This is a genomic window from Actinospineispora eucalypti (assembly GCF_039543365.1).
Taxonomy (GTDB): Bacteria; Actinomycetota; Actinomycetes; order Mycobacteriales; family Pseudonocardiaceae; genus Pseudonocardia; species Pseudonocardia eucalypti.
Map to the genome: position 1 here is coordinate 485,619 of NZ_BAABJP010000008.1, position 15,666 is coordinate 501,284.

14 protein-coding genes are annotated in these 15,666 nt (G+C 71.0%); 2 read left to right on the forward strand and 12 right to left on the reverse strand.

Annotated elements, in window-relative coordinates:
* Positions 1–37: 37 nt before the first annotated feature.
* The 4 genes from ABEB12_RS13285 to pafA form a co-directional block, all read right to left on the reverse strand.
* Entirely contained in the window at positions 38–259 is a 222-nt protein-coding gene (locus ABEB12_RS13285; RefSeq protein WP_185061536.1) for a hypothetical protein, read from the reverse strand.
* Between the two features lie 42 nt (positions 260–301).
* On the reverse strand, positions 302–1,315 hold the full coding sequence (locus tag ABEB12_RS13290) for a WYL domain-containing protein (RefSeq protein WP_185061535.1): 1,014 nt from the start codon (positions 1,313–1,315) through the stop codon (positions 302–304).
* Entirely contained in the window at positions 1,312–2,355 is a 1,044-nt protein-coding gene (locus ABEB12_RS13295; protein ID WP_185061534.1) for a WYL domain-containing protein, read from the reverse strand. Before ABEB12_RS13295 ends, ABEB12_RS13290 begins: the two co-directional genes overlap by 4 nt.
* Positions 2,356–2,492: 137 nt before the next feature.
* The gene (pafA, locus tag ABEB12_RS13300; protein ID WP_185061533.1) at positions 2,493–3,854 is read right to left on the reverse strand and encodes a Pup--protein ligase; all 1,362 of its coding nucleotides are present in this window, start codon (positions 3,852–3,854) and stop codon (positions 2,493–2,495) included.
* A 42-nt stretch (positions 3,855–3,896) separates the two neighbouring features.
* Here pafA and ABEB12_RS13305 point away from each other — a divergent pair, with 42 nt between their 5' ends.
* Positions 3,897–5,432, forward strand: coding sequence for a bifunctional phosphatase PAP2/diacylglycerol kinase family protein (locus ABEB12_RS13305; RefSeq protein WP_345702776.1), 1,536 nt, complete (start codon positions 3,897–3,899; stop codon positions 5,430–5,432).
* A 1-nt stretch (position 5,433) separates the two neighbouring features.
* On the opposite strand, the gene ABEB12_RS13310 is transcribed toward ABEB12_RS13305, so the two are convergent.
* Positions 5,434–7,800, reverse strand: coding sequence for a tetratricopeptide repeat protein (locus tag ABEB12_RS13310; RefSeq protein ID WP_185061532.1), 2,367 nt, complete (start codon positions 7,798–7,800; stop codon positions 5,434–5,436).
* Between the two features lie 54 nt (positions 7,801–7,854).
* On the opposite strand from ABEB12_RS13310, the gene ABEB12_RS13315 reads away from it, so the two are divergent.
* Complete coding sequence (locus tag ABEB12_RS13315; protein ID WP_185061531.1) at positions 7,855–8,307, forward strand: RIP homotypic interaction motif-containing protein; 453 nt, start codon at positions 7,855–7,857, stop codon at positions 8,305–8,307.
* Positions 8,308–8,309: 2 nt separating this feature from the next.
* Here the strand turns inward: ABEB12_RS13315 and prcA are convergent, their stop codons facing one another.
* The 7 genes from prcA to ABEB12_RS13350 all read right to left on the reverse strand — a co-directional run bounded on the left by prcA (position 8,310) and on the right by ABEB12_RS13350 (position 15,522).
* Entirely contained in the window at positions 8,310–9,122 is an 813-nt protein-coding gene (gene prcA / locus ABEB12_RS13320) for a proteasome subunit alpha (RefSeq protein WP_185061530.1), read from the reverse strand.
* 47 nt (positions 9,123–9,169) lie between these two features.
* Positions 9,170–10,039: a proteasome subunit beta gene (gene prcB / locus ABEB12_RS13325; protein ID WP_185061529.1), complete on the reverse strand. Its 870-nt coding sequence runs from the start codon at positions 10,037–10,039 to the stop codon at positions 9,170–9,172.
* A gap of 102 nt (positions 10,040–10,141) precedes the next feature.
* Positions 10,142–10,339: a ubiquitin-like protein Pup gene (locus ABEB12_RS13330; RefSeq protein WP_185061528.1), complete on the reverse strand. Its 198-nt coding sequence runs from the start codon at positions 10,337–10,339 to the stop codon at positions 10,142–10,144.
* Between the two features lie 131 nt (positions 10,340–10,470).
* Complete coding sequence (gene dop, locus ABEB12_RS13335; protein WP_185061527.1) at positions 10,471–11,997, reverse strand: depupylase/deamidase Dop; 1,527 nt, start codon at positions 11,995–11,997, stop codon at positions 10,471–10,473.
* A gap of 106 nt (positions 11,998–12,103) precedes the next feature.
* The gene (locus ABEB12_RS13340) at positions 12,104–12,592 is read right to left on the reverse strand and encodes a MarR family winged helix-turn-helix transcriptional regulator (RefSeq protein ID WP_345702777.1); all 489 of its coding nucleotides are present in this window, start codon (positions 12,590–12,592) and stop codon (positions 12,104–12,106) included.
* Positions 12,593–12,708: 116 nt separating this feature from the next.
* On the reverse strand, positions 12,709–14,505 hold the full coding sequence (arc, locus tag ABEB12_RS13345; protein ID WP_185061526.1) for a proteasome ATPase: 1,797 nt from the start codon (positions 14,503–14,505) through the stop codon (positions 12,709–12,711).
* A 162-nt stretch (positions 14,506–14,667) separates the two neighbouring features.
* Positions 14,668–15,522: a tRNA (adenine-N1)-methyltransferase gene (locus tag ABEB12_RS13350; RefSeq protein ID WP_185061525.1), complete on the reverse strand. Its 855-nt coding sequence runs from the start codon at positions 15,520–15,522 to the stop codon at positions 14,668–14,670.
* Positions 15,523–15,666: the final 144 nt, after the last annotated feature.

Sequence of the window (15,666 nt, forward strand, 5' to 3'; positions counted from 1 at the left end):
GCGTCCCTTTCAGCGGGGTGTCGTGTCCAGGTCGATGCTACGCGGTGTGTTGCCGGTCGTTGCCGCTCCGCCGCGCCTGTCGCCACGCGGACACCTCGGCGACTCCCGCGCGGACCCGCAGCACCCGCCCGGTGGTCGCGACCGTCAGCGTACGGGCGGCCCGCCGGGCCCGCAGCACCGCCCGGGTCGCCACCACCACCGGCAACGCCAGCAGCAGCACCCCCAGCGTCAGCAGCACGGACATCGGCAGCCATCCCATGGCGGTCACCGTAGCGGCTCGGCAGTCACCCGACGGCGCCGGCTATCCCCCGGCCAGGCCGTTCAGCGCGGCCTCGGCCCGCTCGGCCACCGCGGCGCGCAGCGGCTCGGGGTGCAGCACCCGCGCGGACCCGCCGAGGCCGAGCACCAGGCGCACCAGCCAGGCCTCGTCGGTGAACCGCATGCGCACCTCCAGCCGCCCGCCGTCACGCTCCACCGGATCCTCCACCGGGTAGTACTCGGCGACCCAGCGGCCCTCCGGCTCCAGCAACAGGGTCGCCTCCCCCTGCGTGGGGTCCGGGCGGAACAGCCCGGCGGAAAGGTCGGCCGGGCGGGCCGCCCTGGGCAGCGTCCGGCGTTCCTCAAGCCGGGTGGCCTCGTCCACCCGGTCCAGCCGGAACAGCCGTACCGCCTTGGCCGAGCGGCACCAGGCCTCCAGGTACCCGCGCCCCTCCACCAGCAGCAGCCGCATCGGGTCGACCACCCGCTCGCTCACCACGTCCCGGGACGCGGTGTAGTACTTGATGCGCAGCGCGCGCTCGCCGTCCAGCGCCTCGCGGACCACGGCCGTGGTCCGCTCCACCTGGTCGCCCAGCGGCTCCTCGGCCACCCGCACCGGGTCGCCGGCCAGCGACGGCCGCACGGCCAGCCCGACCGCCACCGGAGCGGGCGCCTCGGCCGCGCCCACCGCGCTCTCGATCTTCGCCACCGCCCGGCGCACCACCTCGCCGTCCACCATGCCGGGCACCTCCAGCAGCGCCCGCAGCGCCACCAGCAGCGCGGTCGCCTCGGCGGTGGTGAGCCGCAGCGGGCGGCGCATGCCGGCGTCCTCGGTCACCGTCACGGTGTCCTCGGAGAAGGAGAGGTCCACCAGGTCGCCGGGGCCGTACCCGGGCAGCCCGCACATCCACAGCAGCTCCAGGTCCCGCCAGAGCTGCTTCTCCGACACCCCGAAGTCGGCCGCCGCCTCGGCCACCCGCACCCCCGGCCGGGCCAGCAGGTAGGGCACCAGGGACAGCATCCGGGTGAGCCGGGAGCTCTGTGCGGGCGAGCTCATCGGGCCGCGCGCTCCAACGCCTGGCCGGCGGCCCGGGGGTCCGCCCGGCGCGCGCCGTCGGCCGGCGCCGCGTGCGCCCGGGCCGCCGCCAGCCAGACCCGGCGCACCGCCTCGGCCAGCTCCGGCGGCTCCAGCACCACCACGTCCGGACCGTGCCCGCCGATCCACCTGGCCACGGTTTCCGGGCTGCGCAGGTCCAGCTCGATCACCTGGCCGGGACGGCCCGCGTGCTCGCGTGGCTCGGCCGGCCGGCTCAGCCGGCGCAGGCCCAGCGCGCGCCCCTCGGCCACCCAGACCCGGGCCGTGCCGATCACCGGTGGCGGGCCCGCGCTCTCCCGCACCAGGTCCACCAGGTCGGTTCCGGCCGGCGCACGGACCGCTCCGGCCGGCCCGATGGCCTTGACCTTTGCCCCGATCCGGCTCAGCCGGAAGCAGCGGGTGTCGTCCCGGTCCCGGTCGTGACCGACCAGGTACCAGCGGCCCCGCCAGCTCACCACGCCCCAGGGCTCCACGGTGCGCAGCCTCGGCTCGGCGTCCGACCTCGGGCGGTGTTCGAAGGTGACGGCCCGGCCGGCCTGCACGGCGGCCAGCAGCGGGCTGAACGCCGGCTCGGTGGCCCGCACCTTGGGCTCCACGCCCGCGGCGGCCGCCTCGTCCACCTCCACCCCGGCGGCGCGCAGCTTCACCAGCGCACCCTTGGCCGCGCCGGCCAGCTCCGGGGAGTCCCAGAGCCGTGCGGCCAGCGCCACCGCCGCCGCCTCGTCGGCGGCCAGGTCGATCTCACCCAGCTCGTAGTCGTGCCGGGCGATCCGGTAGCCGTCCACGTTGTCGAACGCCGAGCGGCGTCCGGTCTCCAGCGGAATGCCCAGGTCCCGCAGCTCGGCCTTGTCCCGCTCGAACATCCGGAAGAACGCCTCGTCGGACGAGGCACCGTCGTATCCGGGCACGGTCGCGCGGATTCGCTCGGCGGTCAGGAACTGCCGAGTGGAGAGCAGGCAGAGCACCAGGTTCACCAGGCGCTCGACACGAGCCGACGACACATCGAGCAGCGTATCCCGCGAGGGGCCACCAGCGCCGACGCCGCGCCCTCGATCAAATGATCGAATGAGTTCCGCTGCGCCGAACGGTCCACGACGCCCCGCGGACGGCTACACTCCGCCTACCCGGAGCGGCCCGGTCAGAGCGAGGCGATCAGCCGCTCCACCCGCTCGTCCACCGCGCGGAACGGGTCCTTGCACAGCACGGTGCGCTGCGCCTGGTCGTTCAGCTTGAGGTGCACCCAGTCCACGGTGAAGTCCCGCCCGGCGGCCTGTGCGGCGGCGATGAAGTCACCGCGCAGCTTCGCCCTGGTGGTCTGGGGCGGGGTGTCCTTGGCCGCCTCGATCTCCCCGTCGTCGGTGACCCGGTCCACCATGCCCTTGCGCTGCAGCATGTCGAACAGACCCCGGCCCCGGCGGATGTCGTGGTAGGCCAGGTCCAGCTGGGCGACCCGGGCGCTGGACAGCTCCAGGTTGTTGCGCTCCCGGTAGCGCTCCACCAGCCGGCGCTTGATCGCCCAGTCGATCTCCCGGTCGATCCGGGAGAGGTCCTGGCTCTCCACCGCGTCCAGCGTGCGGCCCCACAGCTCGAGCACCCGCTCGGTGGTCTTGTCGCCGCGGCCGTGCGCGTTCACGTGCTCCACCGCGCGGCTGTAGTACTCCCGCTGGATGTCCAGCGCGCTGGCCTCCCGGCCGCCGGCCAGCCGCACCGGGCGGCGGCCGGTCAGGTCGTGGCTGATCTCCCGGATGGCCCGGATCGGGTTGTCCAGGGTGAAGTCCCGGAACTGCACGCCGTGCTCGATCATGTCCAGCACCAGGGTGGCCGAACCGACCTTGAGCAGGGTGGTGACCTCGGACATGTTCGAGTCGCCGACGATCACGTGCAGCCGGCGGTACCGCTCGGCGTCCGCGTGCGGCTCGTCCCGGGTGTTGATGATCGGCCGGGACCGGGTGGTGGCGCTGGAGACGCCCTCCCAGATGTGCTCGGCCCGCTGGGAGAGGCAGTACACCGCCCCGCGCGGGGTCTGCAGGACCTTGCCGGCGCCGCAGATGAGCTGGCGGGTGACCAGAAAGGGCAGCAGCACGTCGGCGATTCTCGAAAATTCACCAGCCCGAGCCACCAAATAGTTCTCGTGGCAGCCGTAGGAGTTGCCGGCCGAGTCGGTGTTGTTCTTGAACAGGTAGATGTCGCCGCCGATGCCCTCGTCCACCAGCCGCCGCTCGGCGTCGATGAGCAGGTCCTCCAGGATCCGCTCGCCGGCCTTGTCGTGCGCCACCAGCTGGGTGAGCGAGTCACATTCCGCCGTGGCGTACTCCGGGTGCGAACCCACATCCAGGTACAGCCGCGAGCCGTTGCGCAGGAAGACGTTCGACGACCGGCCCCAGGAGACCACCCGGCGGAAGAGGTAGCGTGCCACCTCGTCCGGGGACAGCCGACGCTGGCCGTGGAACGTGCAAGTGACGCCGAACTCGGTCTCAACGCCATATATCCGCCGGTGCATGCACATCAGCCTAAGCGTTGAGGGCACCGTAGTGTCGAGCCTGTGATCGTGTGTTTCCGCCGGATGGCCGCGCGGGCCAACGCCATGGACGAGGGAGTGCAACGCTGGGTAGCCGCGCTGCCACCCAGTCGCGCCGACCGCGCGCTGCTCCGTCTGACCAGGTCAGCCAATCACAGCGGGCTGTGGTTCGCGATCGCCGGCCTGCTCGCCGCCCGGGTGGGTGTCACCCGGCGTGGCGCCCTGCGCGGGCTGATTGCCATCGCCGGAGCGAGTGCCACGGCGAATCTCATACTCAAGCCCCTGCTGCCTCGGCGCCGGCCGCCCGCCGAGCACCTGCCCCTGTACCGCAGGCTGCAGCGCCGGCCGACGTCCAGCTCGTTCCCCAGCGGACACGCCGCGTCGGCGGCGGCGTTCGCCACGGCGGTCACGCTGGACAGCCCGCGCGCGGGGCTGGTGCTGGCGCCGCTGGCCACCGTGGTCGCCTACTCGCGGGTTCACGTGGGCGTGCACTGGACCTCCGACGTGCTGGCCGGCGCGGCGGTCGGCACCGGCGCCGCGCTGCTCACCCGGCGCTGGTGGCCGGTGCGCGACTCGGACGAGGCGTCCGCCCGGCCACTGCGCCGGATGCCGGCACTGGCCGACGGGGACGGCCTGCTCATCGCGGTGAACCCGCGCTCGGGCGACGCCTCGGTGGACCCCACCGAGGACGTGCGAGCCGCGTTCCCGGCGGCCGAGGTGCTGGTCCTGGAGCCGGAGATGGACCTGATCGAGCGGCTGGAGGGCATCCTGGCCGCGCGCAACGGCGAGATACGGGCGCTCGGCGTGGCCGGCGGTGACGGCACCGTCGGCGCCGTCACCTCGGTGGCGCGCCAGCACCGGCTTCCCCTGGTGCTGGTGCCCGCCGGCACGCTGAACCACTTCGCCCGGGACGTCGGGATCTACGACCTGCAGGAGGCGGTGGACGCCACCGGCACGGGCGAGGCGGTCGCGGTCGACCTGGGAGCGGTGGACATCGACCCCGGCGAGCCCGGTGGCGGCACCCGGTACTTCCTGAACACCGCCAGCCTGGGCGCCTACTCCGAGCTGGTCCGCCGGCGCGAGCGGTGGCAGGGCCGGTGGGGCAAGTGGCCCGCGTTCGCGGTGGCCCTGGTGCGCACGCTGCGCCTCGCCGACCCGATCCGGGTGCGGCTGAACGGCCAGTGGCGGTCCGTGTGGATCCTGTTCGTGGGCAACGGCCCCTACCACCCGAGGGGCATGGTGCCGGCCTGGCGGCCCCGGCTGGACTCCGGGCTGCTGGACGTGCGCTGGCTGCGCGCGGACATCCGGTTCTCCCGGACCAGGGCGTTCTTCGCGCTGGTGTTCGCCGCGCTGGAGCACAGCCACGTGTACGAGCAGCACGAGCTGCCGCTGCTGGAGGTGGAGCTGGACCGGCCGGCCGTGTTGGCCACGGACGGCGAGCTGGGCCGGCGGGCGCGCCGGTTCACCTTCCGGGTGGCCAGCCACCAGGTGCCGGTCTACCGGCGGGACGAGAGCAACCCCCGCTGGGCCACCCGCGACCGCCCCTTCCAGCCCGAATGAGCTATCTCGCGCGCCAGTGCGCGAGGCTTTGGCGGGTCCGGTCGGTTTCCCGATGGTCCGCGCCGAGAAGGCGTTCACGGGCGTCCAGGACCGCCGCCAGCTCCTCGACCGCCTGTACCGTCTCGCCGAGATCCCCGCGCGCGCAGGCGAGCCGGTACCGCGTGTCCCAGGTCTCCGAATGGTCATCGCCGAACACCTGGCGCCGCGAGGCGAGCACGACCTCGAGATGGGCGATGGCGGCAGCCGGATCCCCCGATTCGAGATACAGCTCGGCGAGGCCGTTGCGGGTGGCGTGGCTGTCGCGGTGGTCAGGACCGAATACCCGCAGCCGCTCGAGCAGGAGTTCCTCCAAGGCGGCCACCGCCCCCGCGATGTCTCCCGACCGGCCCTGCCAATAGGCCAGGTTGTTGCGCAACACGGACACGTCACGGTGTTCGGCCCCCAGCACCCGCACCGTGTCGGCGACCACCTCGCGCAACGCGGCCACCCCTTCAGACACCTGGCCGCTTTCCGCGACCCACCACGCCAGGTTTCCCCGGACGGACAGGGTGGTGCGATGCTCCGGCCCACAGGTCCGCACCACCCGGGGTAGCGTCTCGCGCAGCAGTGCCACCGCCCCCGCCGCGTCACCGGACTTGCCGAGCCAGAACGCCAGCTGATCGGCCAGATTCAAGCTCCGCCAATCATCCGGGCCGAGCACCCGCTGGCAGTCCACCAACACCTCGGCGAGTTCGGAAGCGGCCGCTGCCGGGTCACCCGCGTGGCCTCGCTGGTACCCCAGGTTCTGCCGAGCGTCCAGGGTGTTCGGATCGTCCGGGCCGAGAGTGGCGGCCACCTCTGCCACCAGTCGCTCGAGCTCCGCAATGGCCTCGTCCACCTGGCCGGCGTCGCCCAGCCACATGGCCAGCTGGTTCCGGAACGCCATGGTGTCGCGGTGGCCTGCGCCGAGGACGCGGTGCGCCGCGTCGCCGATGTCCCGTGCCCAGGCGATCGCGTCGGACAGCATGGCCGCGTCGCCGAAACCACGGACCAGACGCGACAACACGGGATGGGCGACACTGGCGTTCGCCCACAGCTGGTCGGCAACCACCCGGTACAGCGTCACCCCATTGGCGCGCAGCAGCTGCGCGAACCGGGCGTCCACGTCAACATCCGGCCACAGGCATGCGAGGGCGTCGGCGGCGGATACCGCGACCGCCGCCAGCCGCTGCTCCGGCAGTTCCTCCCGCACCGCCCGTTGCACCAGGGCGTGCACTCGAACCAGCCCTGCGTCGTGTGCGACCAGGTGGAACCTGTGCAGCGCCCGCAGCCCGTCCCGGGCGTCATCCTCGTTCAGCGCGGCGGGCCCACGGGCGGCGTAGCCGAGGGCCGCCTCCGTAGCGAACAAGGTCTCGGGCATGCCGTTGGAATCGAGCACGCTGGCCAGCTCCAGCAGCGGCCTAGCGACGCCGGTCGGCGCGACCCGGTCGGCTGCCTCGACTGACAGCGACCAGGTGGTGGCCACTGTCTTGGCGGCATGGTCGAATAGCTCGCTCTCCTCGGGGAACAGCCCAGACAGCCGCCTGCGCCGGTCGGCGAACCGGCGCCGGTAGGCAGTGCAGGTCAGCTCCTGGTCGCGCATGTACGCGGCGGCGTGCCCGAGGGCCAGCGGAAGCCGACCCAGGTCGGCCGCGACGCCGCCGACGTCATCGGTCAGCCCAGCCGGCAACTTTCCTACGAGATAATCGATCGCTTCCCGCTCGGTGAACTCGGCGACCCCAACCAACTCTCGGCCGGCCAACAGCTCGGCGTCGCGACGACGGGTTGTCACAATGGTGTGTCCGTTCGGGTGCTCGGGCGGCCACAGGGCTCGCATGTCCGCCGCCGAAGCGACATCGTCCAGCACGACCAGCCAGCTCTTGCCCGTGCTTCCTAGCCAGGAGAGGAACCGGACCGCCGCCTGGTCGGGGTCCTGGCTGTCGGGTCCCAGCACCAGGTCGGTCGCAGCCTGGGCGTATGCCGACACTACCCCCGCCCGGCTGAGCACTGACACCCATACCACCAGGTCCAGCGCCGCCTCGACCCGCATCCGGCGGGCCAGCTCCGCCGCGAGCTGGGTCTTGCCGACTCCGCCCAACCCGGCGATGACCTGCACCGGCACCCGCCTCACCCGGAAGTTGTCGGCGAGGACGGTGAACACCGCCCGGTGCTGGTAGCCGTCCGCGCGCGGCGGAATCACCCCGACCAAGTGTGGCCAGGACACCGGCCGGCGACCCGCGAAGTAGTTGTGCTGCACGCCCGAGCCGCCGGGCAGCACGACCTGCACGCCTTGCGCGTTCCGCGCATCCGCGCCCTCGGACGCCGGTTCCCGCGCGCCGGCCGACTGCATGGTCGGATCGTAAGTGGGGCAGGCCGCCCCTAACGTTGCGAAGAGGACACGGAGGTGACTTTTCCGGCGCTGGCCAGGATAGTGGTCGTGGCCTGTCTGGAGTGGGGTGTGCGGATGGAACCGGTGTCGTTGATCGTCGGTGCGCTGACGGCGGGTCTGGCGTCGGGTCTGCAGGGCACCGCGACGGAGGCGGTCAAGGAGGCGTACGCCGAGCTGAAAGAGCTCGTGGGACGCCTCTTCTCCGATCGCAACTCCGGCGCGGCGGCGCTGGAGCAGTACGAGCAGCGGCCGGAAGCGTGGCGACCCGCGCTGGAGGCCGAGCTAGTCGAGGTGGACGCCGGGAATGACCGGGCGGTGATCGAGGCGGCGCAGCGGCTGATGGCGCTGCTCGACACCGTGGGCGCCCGCGCGGGCAAATACCAGATCGACTTGCGGGGTTCCCAGGCCGTTCAGGTGGGCAACCACAACACCCAGCACAACGTGTTCGGCACCGGGCCGGAAAGCTGAAATCAGGCTTTGCCGTCGCCCTTGTCGTCGCCCTTGTCACCGCTCGATTCGTCCTTCTTGCCGGCCGCGCGGTTCTCCTCGGGCAGCAGGGCGGCCAGGGCGGCACCCTGTAGGCGACGAAAGGCCCGGCGCGGGCGGCTGCGGTCCAGTACGGCCACTTCCAGCGCGTTCACCCCGAGCAGCCGGTCCGCCGAGCCGCCCCCGTTGGTGCCCGACCCCGAGCCGCCGGCGCCGGAACCGCCCGGGGAGGCGGACTGCAGCCCGCGCACGGCCACCGCGACGGCGTCGGCCAGCTCCATGCCGTCGGAGTAGGAGTCCCGCAGCTTGGCGCTGATCGGATCGGTCTGGCCACCCATCACCACGAACCGGGGCTCGTCGCTGATCGAGCCGTCGTAGGTGATGCGGTAGAGCTGGTCGTCGTCGGCGGTCGGCCCGACCTCGGCCACACACAGCTCAACCTCGTAGGGCTTCTGCTGCTCGGTGAAGATCGCGCCCATCGTCTGCGCGTAGGCGTTGGCCAGCCACTTCCCGGTGACGTCGCGCCGGTCGTAGGAGTAGCCCCGGACGTCCGCGATGCGGATCCCGGCGGTGCGCAGGTTCTCGAACTCGTTGTACCGGCCGACCGCCGCGAAGCCGATCCGGTCGTAGATCTCGGAAACCTTGTGCAGGGCGGTGGAGCGGTTCTCCGCCACGAACAGCACGCCGCCGGCGTAGGTCAGCACGGTCACGCTGCGGCCCCGGGCGATGCCCTTGCGGGCCAGCTCCGAGCGGTCCCGCATCACCTGCTCGGCGGAGGCGTAGAACGGCAGCGTCACTGGTTGGGCTCCTGAGGTCGTCGCGAAAGGGAACGGGCCGGTCGGGGCTAGCCGCCGGGCCGGGTAAGCCTATCGGCTAGCACGGCGCGCGCCACCTCACCGATCTGCTCGTCGGGGTGGCGCACCGCCCCTTCGGCGGCGGTGATGGTGATGACCACCGGGAAGATGTTCCGTGAGACGTCCGGCATACCGGTCGCGGTGTCGTCGTCGGCGGCGTCGTAGAGCGCCTCGACGGCGGCCCGGACGGCGCCGGCCTCGTCCGCCTCCGGGTTGTGCGTCTTCTTCAGCGCCGAACGGGCGAACAGCGAACCGGAGCCGATGGCGGTGAAGCCGTGCTCCTCCGACTTGCTGCCGGTGACGTCGAAGCTGACGATCCGGCCGGCCCGGGCCGGGTCGCTCGCATCCGTGTCGAACCCGACGAACAACGGGATCGCGGCCAGCCCCTGCATCGCGGCGCCCAGGTTGGCGCGCACCATGCCGGACAGCTTGTTCACCTTGCCGTCCAGGGAGAGCGCTACGCCCTCGATCTTCTCGTAGTGCTCCAGGTCCAGGGTGTAGAGCCGGATCAGCTCCACCCCGAGCCCGGCCACCCCGGCGATGCCGGCCGCCGAGTAGCTGTCGGTGACGAAGACCTTCTCGATGTCCCGCTGGGCGATCATGTTGCCGGCGGTGGCCCGGCGGTCACCGGCGAGCAGCACGCCGCCGGAGAAGGTGAGCGCGACCAGCGTGGTGCCGTGCGGGATCTCCAGGCCGCCCGCCGACGTGACCGTTGCGTCCGGCCGCACCGCCCCGGGCAGCAGGTGCGGCGCCACGGACGCCAGGAAGTCGGTGAAAGAAGACACGCCGGGGGTGAAGTACTCGGCGGGGAGCGCGGCATTGACCGGGCTCACGGGCCCCCGTGCCGACCTCGGGTCCATCGGCGCTTCTACTCCTTAGCTCAGGTCGGCAGGGCATTACCCCACTGCGGATCCCCCGGCCCCTCGGGCCGGCGGCACTGGACGATACGGGCCGGCGGTTGGCTACTCGCCGCCCTTCTGTACGTATGCCCGGACGAAGTCCTCGGCGTTCTCCTCGAGCACGTCATCGATCTCGTCCAAGATCGTGTCGACGTCCTCTCCCAGCTTCTCACGGCGTTCCTGGCCGGCCGGCGCGGCGCTCGCGTCGTCGTCGCCGTCACCATCGCCGCCGCCCTGTCGCCGGGTCTGCTCCTGCGCCATGACGCCTCCCGATCGGTGGTCCTGCTGATATGAACACTACCTACCCGAGCCGACAAACACCCACCGCAACTCGCGGAGTCTCCCGCGTGCGCCAAACTGGGCGCACGCCACGCAAGCGCGTCCCGCGCTGGTCACCCCCGCGTGAGGGCGGTGACCAGCTCCTCGGCGGTCTCAGAAGCGTCAATCAGCTTGCCCACGTGGTTACGGGTCCCACGCAGCGGCTCCAGGGTCGGGATGCGCACCAGCGACTCCCGACCCAGGTCGAAGATGACCGAGTCCCAGGAGGCGGCGGCCACGGCGGTCGGGTAGCGCTCCAGGCAGCGGCCCCGGAAGTAGGCCCTGGTGTCCTCCGGTGGCCGGCGCATGGCCGCCACCACCTGCTCCTCGTCCACCAGCCGCTTCATCGAGCCCCGGGCCACCAGCCGGTTGTACAGGCCCTTGGCCATCCGCACGTCGGAGTACTGCAGGTCCACCAGATGCAGCCGGGGCGAGGACCAGGCCAGGTTGTCCCGGGCCCGGTAGCCCTCCAGCAGGCGCAGCTTGGCCGGCCAGTCCAGCCGGTCGGCGCACTCCATGGGGTCGCGGGACAGCGCGTCCAGCACCTCGCCCCAGATCCGCATCACCTCGGCGGTGACGGGGTCGACGTCCGCGTCGCTGGCGCCCTGGGTGCGCTCCACGTGGTCGCGGGCCCGCTCGAAGTACGCCCACTGCACGTCCAGCCCGGTCATCCGGCGGCCGTCGGCCAGCTCCACCTTGGCCTGCAGGCTGGGGTCCCGGCTGATCGAGTGCACCGAGCGGACCGGCTCGGCCAGGCGCAGGTCGTCGAACCGCTGGCCGGCCTCGATCATGTCCAGGACCAGTGCGGTGGTGCCCATCTTGAGCAGCGTGGACGTCTCCGCCATGTTGGCGTCACCGATGATCACGTGCAGCCGGCGGTACTTGTCGGCGTCCGCGTGCGGCTCGTCCCGGGTGTTGATGATCCCGCGCTTGAGCGTGGTCTCCAGGCCGACCTCGACCTCGATGTAGTCCGAGCGCTGGGACAGCTGGTAGCCGGCCTCGTCGCCGCTCGGGCCGATGCCCACCCGCCCGGCGCCGCAGATCACCTGGCGGGTGACGAAGAACGGGATGAGCCCGGTGATGATCGCCGGGAAGGTGGTGGACCGGGACATCAGGTAGTTCTCGTGGGTGCCGTAGCTGGCCCCCTTGCCGTCCACGTTGTTCTTGTACAGCTGGATGGGCGGGGTGCCCGGCACGGTGGCCGACCGCATCGCGGCCTCCTCCATCACCCGCTCGCCGGCCTTGTCCCAGATGACCGCGTCCCTCGGCGTGGTCACCTCGGGGGTGGAGAACTCCGGGTGCGCGTGGTCCACGTACAGCCGGGCGCCGTTGGTGAGGATGACGTTCGCCGCCCCCAGGTCGTCCAGCTCGGAGTCGGTGCTGGTGGGGATGCTCGGGGTGGACAGGTCGAAGCCCCGCGCGTCGCGCAGCGGAGACTCCACCTCGTAGTCCCACCGGGCGCGCTTGGCCCGGGGCAGCTCGGCCGCCGCCGCGTAGGCCAGCACCACCTGGGTCGAGGTGATCACCGGGTTCGCCGTGGCATCCCCGGGTACCGAGATGCCGTACTCAACTTCGGTACCCATAATCCGCCGAGCGCTCATAGCTACCGAGCCTATCCTCTCCCGCGCGCGCCGAACTGGGCGCGCGCTCAGCCAGCGCGTTCCGCGCTGGTCTTTGTCGGGCGCCGCAACCGTCGGCGCGACCGGGTCAGCCGAGGTTCTCGCCCAGCGGCCAGATGCCCTCGCCGCCCAGGTGGTTCGCCACGGCCTCGCAGATCTCCCGCAGCTGGGTCACCTGTTCCTCGGTGAGCTGGTCGAACAGGTTGGAGCGGACCACGTCGACGTGTCCGGGGGCGGCCTCGCGCAGCGCGTCCAGACCCGCTTCCGTGAGTTCGCACACTGCGCCGCGCCGGTCGGTCAGGCACTCCCGCCGGCGCACCCAGCCGGCCTCCTCCAGCCGCGCCACGGCGTGCGAGAGGCGGCTGCGGGAGGACATGGACGAGACGGCCAGCTGGGACATCCGCAACGCCCGGTCCGGCACCTCGGAGAGGCGCACCAGAATCTCGTAATAAGTATGCGGAATGCCCGCTTCATCCTGCAGCTGACGATCCATTTCGGTCATCAGCAGCTTGTTCGCGGCCAGCCAGGCGCGCCACGCCCGCTGTTCGTCGTCGTTCAACCAGCGCGTGTGCGCCACGTCACCCCCAAGCAGCCGAGATCATGCTACTTGAGGCGTACCGGGTCGCACTGTGCCGCCCGGCAGTGATGAGCAGCACAGTGCGCACTTACTCCGTTCGCCCTGGCAGAGCGTGTCTACAGGTACTGGCCGGTGTTCGACGCGGTGTCGATCGCCCGTCCGGACTCGGTGTTCTTCCCGGTCACCAGGGTGCGGATGTACACAATCCGTTCACCCTTCTTGCCCGAGATGCGCGCCCAGTCGTCCGGGTTGGTGGTGTTCGGCAGATCCTCGTTCTCCGCGAACTCGTCCACTATGGCGTCCAGCAGGTGCTGCACCCGCAGGCCGGGCTGGCGGGTCTCCAGCACCGACTTGATGGCCGCCTTCTTGGACCGGTCCACGATGTTCTGGATCATCGCGCCGGAGTTGAAGTCCTTGAAGTACAGGACCTCCTTGTCCCCGTTGGCGTAGGTGACCTCCAGGAACCGGTTCTCCTCGGTCTCCGCGTACATCCGCTCGACCACGCGCTGGATCATCGCCTCCACGCAGGCCTTGCGGCTGCCGCCGAACTCGGTCACGTCGTCGGCGTGAATGGGCAGCGTCTGCGTCAGGTACTTGGAGAAGATATCCTGCGCCGCCTCCGCGTCCGGACGCTCGATCTTGATCTTCACGTCCAGCCGGCCCGGCCGCAGGATGGCCGGGTCGATCATGTCCTCGCGGTTGGACGCGCCAATCACGATCACGTTCTCCAGGCCCTCGACGCCATCGATCTCGCTGAGGAGCTGGGGCACGATCGTGGTCTCCACGTCCGAGGAGACACCCGAGCCACGGGTCCGGAAGATCGAGTCCATCTCGTCGAAGAACACGATCACCGGGGTGCCCTCGGAGGCCTTCTCCCTAGCCCGCTGGAAGATCAGCCGGATGTGCCGCTCGGTCTCGCCGACGAACTTGTTGAGCAGCTCCGGGCCCTTGATGTTCAGGAAGAAGGACTTGGCGTCGCGGCTGGACTCGCCGCGCGCCTCGGCCACCTTCTTGGCCAGCGAGTTGGCCACCGCCTTGGCGATCAGCGTCTTGCCACAGCCGGGCGGGCCGTAGAGCAGCACGCCCTTGGGCGGCCGCAGCTCGTACTCCCGGAACAGCTCGGCGTGCAGGAACGGCAGCTCCACCGCGTCCCTGATCTGCTCGATCTGCCGGCCGAGGCCACCGATGTCCTCGTAGGCCACATCCGGGACCTCCTCCAGCACGAGGTCCTCGACCTCGGCCTTCGGCACCCGCTCGTAGGCGTACGCGGCCTTGGTGTCCACCAGCAGGGAGTCACCCGGCTTGAGCGGCACCACGTCCGGCTTGTCCGGCCCGGCGACCAGCGGGTCGGCCAGCCAGACCACCCGCTCCTCGTCCGCGTGCCCGACGACCAGTGCGCGCGACCCGAACTCGCTGCCCGGGTCGAGCAGCACCTCGCGCAGCGCGCACACCTCACCGGTGCGCTCGAAGTCGCCGGCCTCGACGACGGTGAGCGCCTCGTTCAGCCGGACCGTCTGGCCCTTGCCGATGTCGGTCGCCTCCACGGCGGGCGAGACCGCGACGCGCATCCGGCGCCCCGCGGTGAACACGTCCACCGTGCCGTCCTCGTACCCGGAGAGGAACACGCCGTAGCCGCTGGGCGGCTGGGCGAGCCTGTCCACCTCCTCGCGCAGTGCGACAAGCTGACTCCGCGCCTCACGCAGCGTCTCGGTCAGCTTCTCGTTGCGGGCACTGAGCTGCGACAACCGGCTGGCCGACTCGGCGAGACGCTGTTCGAGTACGCGCGCGTGCCTCGGCGACTCGGTCAGCTTGCGGCGAAGCAGGGCTACCTCGTCCTCGAGGAACCTGATCTGGGCGGTCAGCTCCGCCTTGGTCGGAGCCTGCCCTTCCGGCGTGCGCCTCTCAGCCCTCATATCGCGGCCTTCGGAGCCTTCGTAGTGGTTCACGGCTGCCTCCCCTCCGTGTTCCGTTTCCACACGGTACCTGTCGGGGGCGACAATCGCGGTAGGTCAGATCGGTGATCCAGCACTCAGCCAGATGACAGCTTGACGTTACTCAGCGATAACTTTGTCTTCTCATCGACCGGTCGGACGGCGTTGCGGACGGGGCGGCGCTACGCCGTCGGCGAGCCGGCGAGTGGTCAAGATGAACGCCGTGTGACCGATCATGCGGTGTTCCGGGCGCACCGCGAGTCCCACGACATGCCACGGTCGGAGCAATGTTTCGAATGACTGGGGCTCGGTCCAACACCGCTGCTCACGCAAACTTTCGGTGATTCGGGAGAGCTGCGTCGTGGTGGCGACGTACACGGTCAGCACTCCGCCGGGCAACAGCGCCTTGGTTACCGTCGGCAACACCTCCCACGGCGCGAGCATGTCCAGGACCACCCGGTCGACCTCCCCGGAGAAATCAGAAACATCCTGTGTGTGCAAGGCCCAGTTGGGTGGTGCGGAGCCGAAGAACCGGGTCACGTTTCGTTCGGCGTGTTCGGCGTGGTCGGCCCGAACTTCGTAAGAAATCACCGAACCGTGATCTCCCACCGCCCGCAGCAGCGAGCAGGCGAGCGCCCCGGAACCCGCGCCGGCCTCGAGCACCCGCGCACCCGGGTAGATGTCCCCCCACATGAGGATCTGCGCGGCGTCCTTCGGGTAGATCACCTGTGCGCCCCTCGGCATGGAGAGCACGTAGTCCGAGAGCAGCGGGCGGAACGCCAGGTACGGGGTGCCGGTGGCGGAGGTGACCAGGCTGCCCTCCGGGGCGCCGAGCAGGGCGTCGTGCTCCAGCGCGCCCCGGTGCGTGTGGTACTGCCCGCCGGTCTCGAGGGTGAGCGTGTAGCGCCGCCCCTTGGGGTCCGTCAGTTGCACCCGGTCACCGGGCCGGAAGACGCCGCGGGCCCCGGAGGGACCGAGCTGAGGTTCTGGGGACGACATGGAGTGCCACGCTATCGGGGTGATCGAAAGGCCCGCGCCGGGAGGTCCGCGGCATTCCACCGACTCATTTTGAGATGAGTGGAATGAGTGTACTGATAGGCGTCAATTAGGGCTCTCACGTGCCCGAATGCGCAGGCGAAGAGG

Bases quoted from the DNA above. Each gene is read 5' to 3' on its own strand.
- ABEB12_RS13310 (WP_185061532.1), bottom strand. From the start codon at position 7,800: ATGCAGTCGGCCGGCGCGCGGGAACCGGCGTCCGAGGGCGCGGATGCG.
- ABEB12_RS13285 (WP_185061536.1), bottom strand. From the start codon at position 259: ATGGGATGGCTGCCGATGTCCGTGCTGCTGACGCTGGGGGTGCTGCTG.
- pafA (WP_185061533.1), bottom strand. From the start codon at position 3,854: ATGCACCGGCGGATATATGGCGTTGAGACCGAGTTCGGCGTCACTTGC.
- prcB (WP_185061529.1), bottom strand. From the start codon at position 10,039: ATGGACCCGAGGTCGGCACGGGGGCCCGTGAGCCCGGTCAATGCCGCG.
- ABEB12_RS13330 (WP_185061528.1), bottom strand. From the start codon at position 10,339: ATGGCGCAGGAGCAGACCCGGCGACAGGGCGGCGGCGATGGTGACGGC.
- arc (WP_185061526.1), bottom strand. From the start codon at position 14,505: ATGAGGGCTGAGAGGCGCACGCCGGAAGGGCAGGCTCCGACCAAGGCG.
- dop (WP_185061527.1), bottom strand. From the start codon at position 11,997: ATGAGCGCTCGGCGGATTATGGGTACCGAAGTTGAGTACGGCATCTCG.
- ABEB12_RS13350 (WP_185061525.1), bottom strand. From the start codon at position 15,522: ATGTCGTCCCCAGAACCTCAGCTCGGTCCCTCCGGGGCCCGCGGCGTC.
- ABEB12_RS13290 (WP_185061535.1), bottom strand. From the start codon at position 1,315: ATGAGCTCGCCCGCACAGAGCTCCCGGCTCACCCGGATGCTGTCCCTG.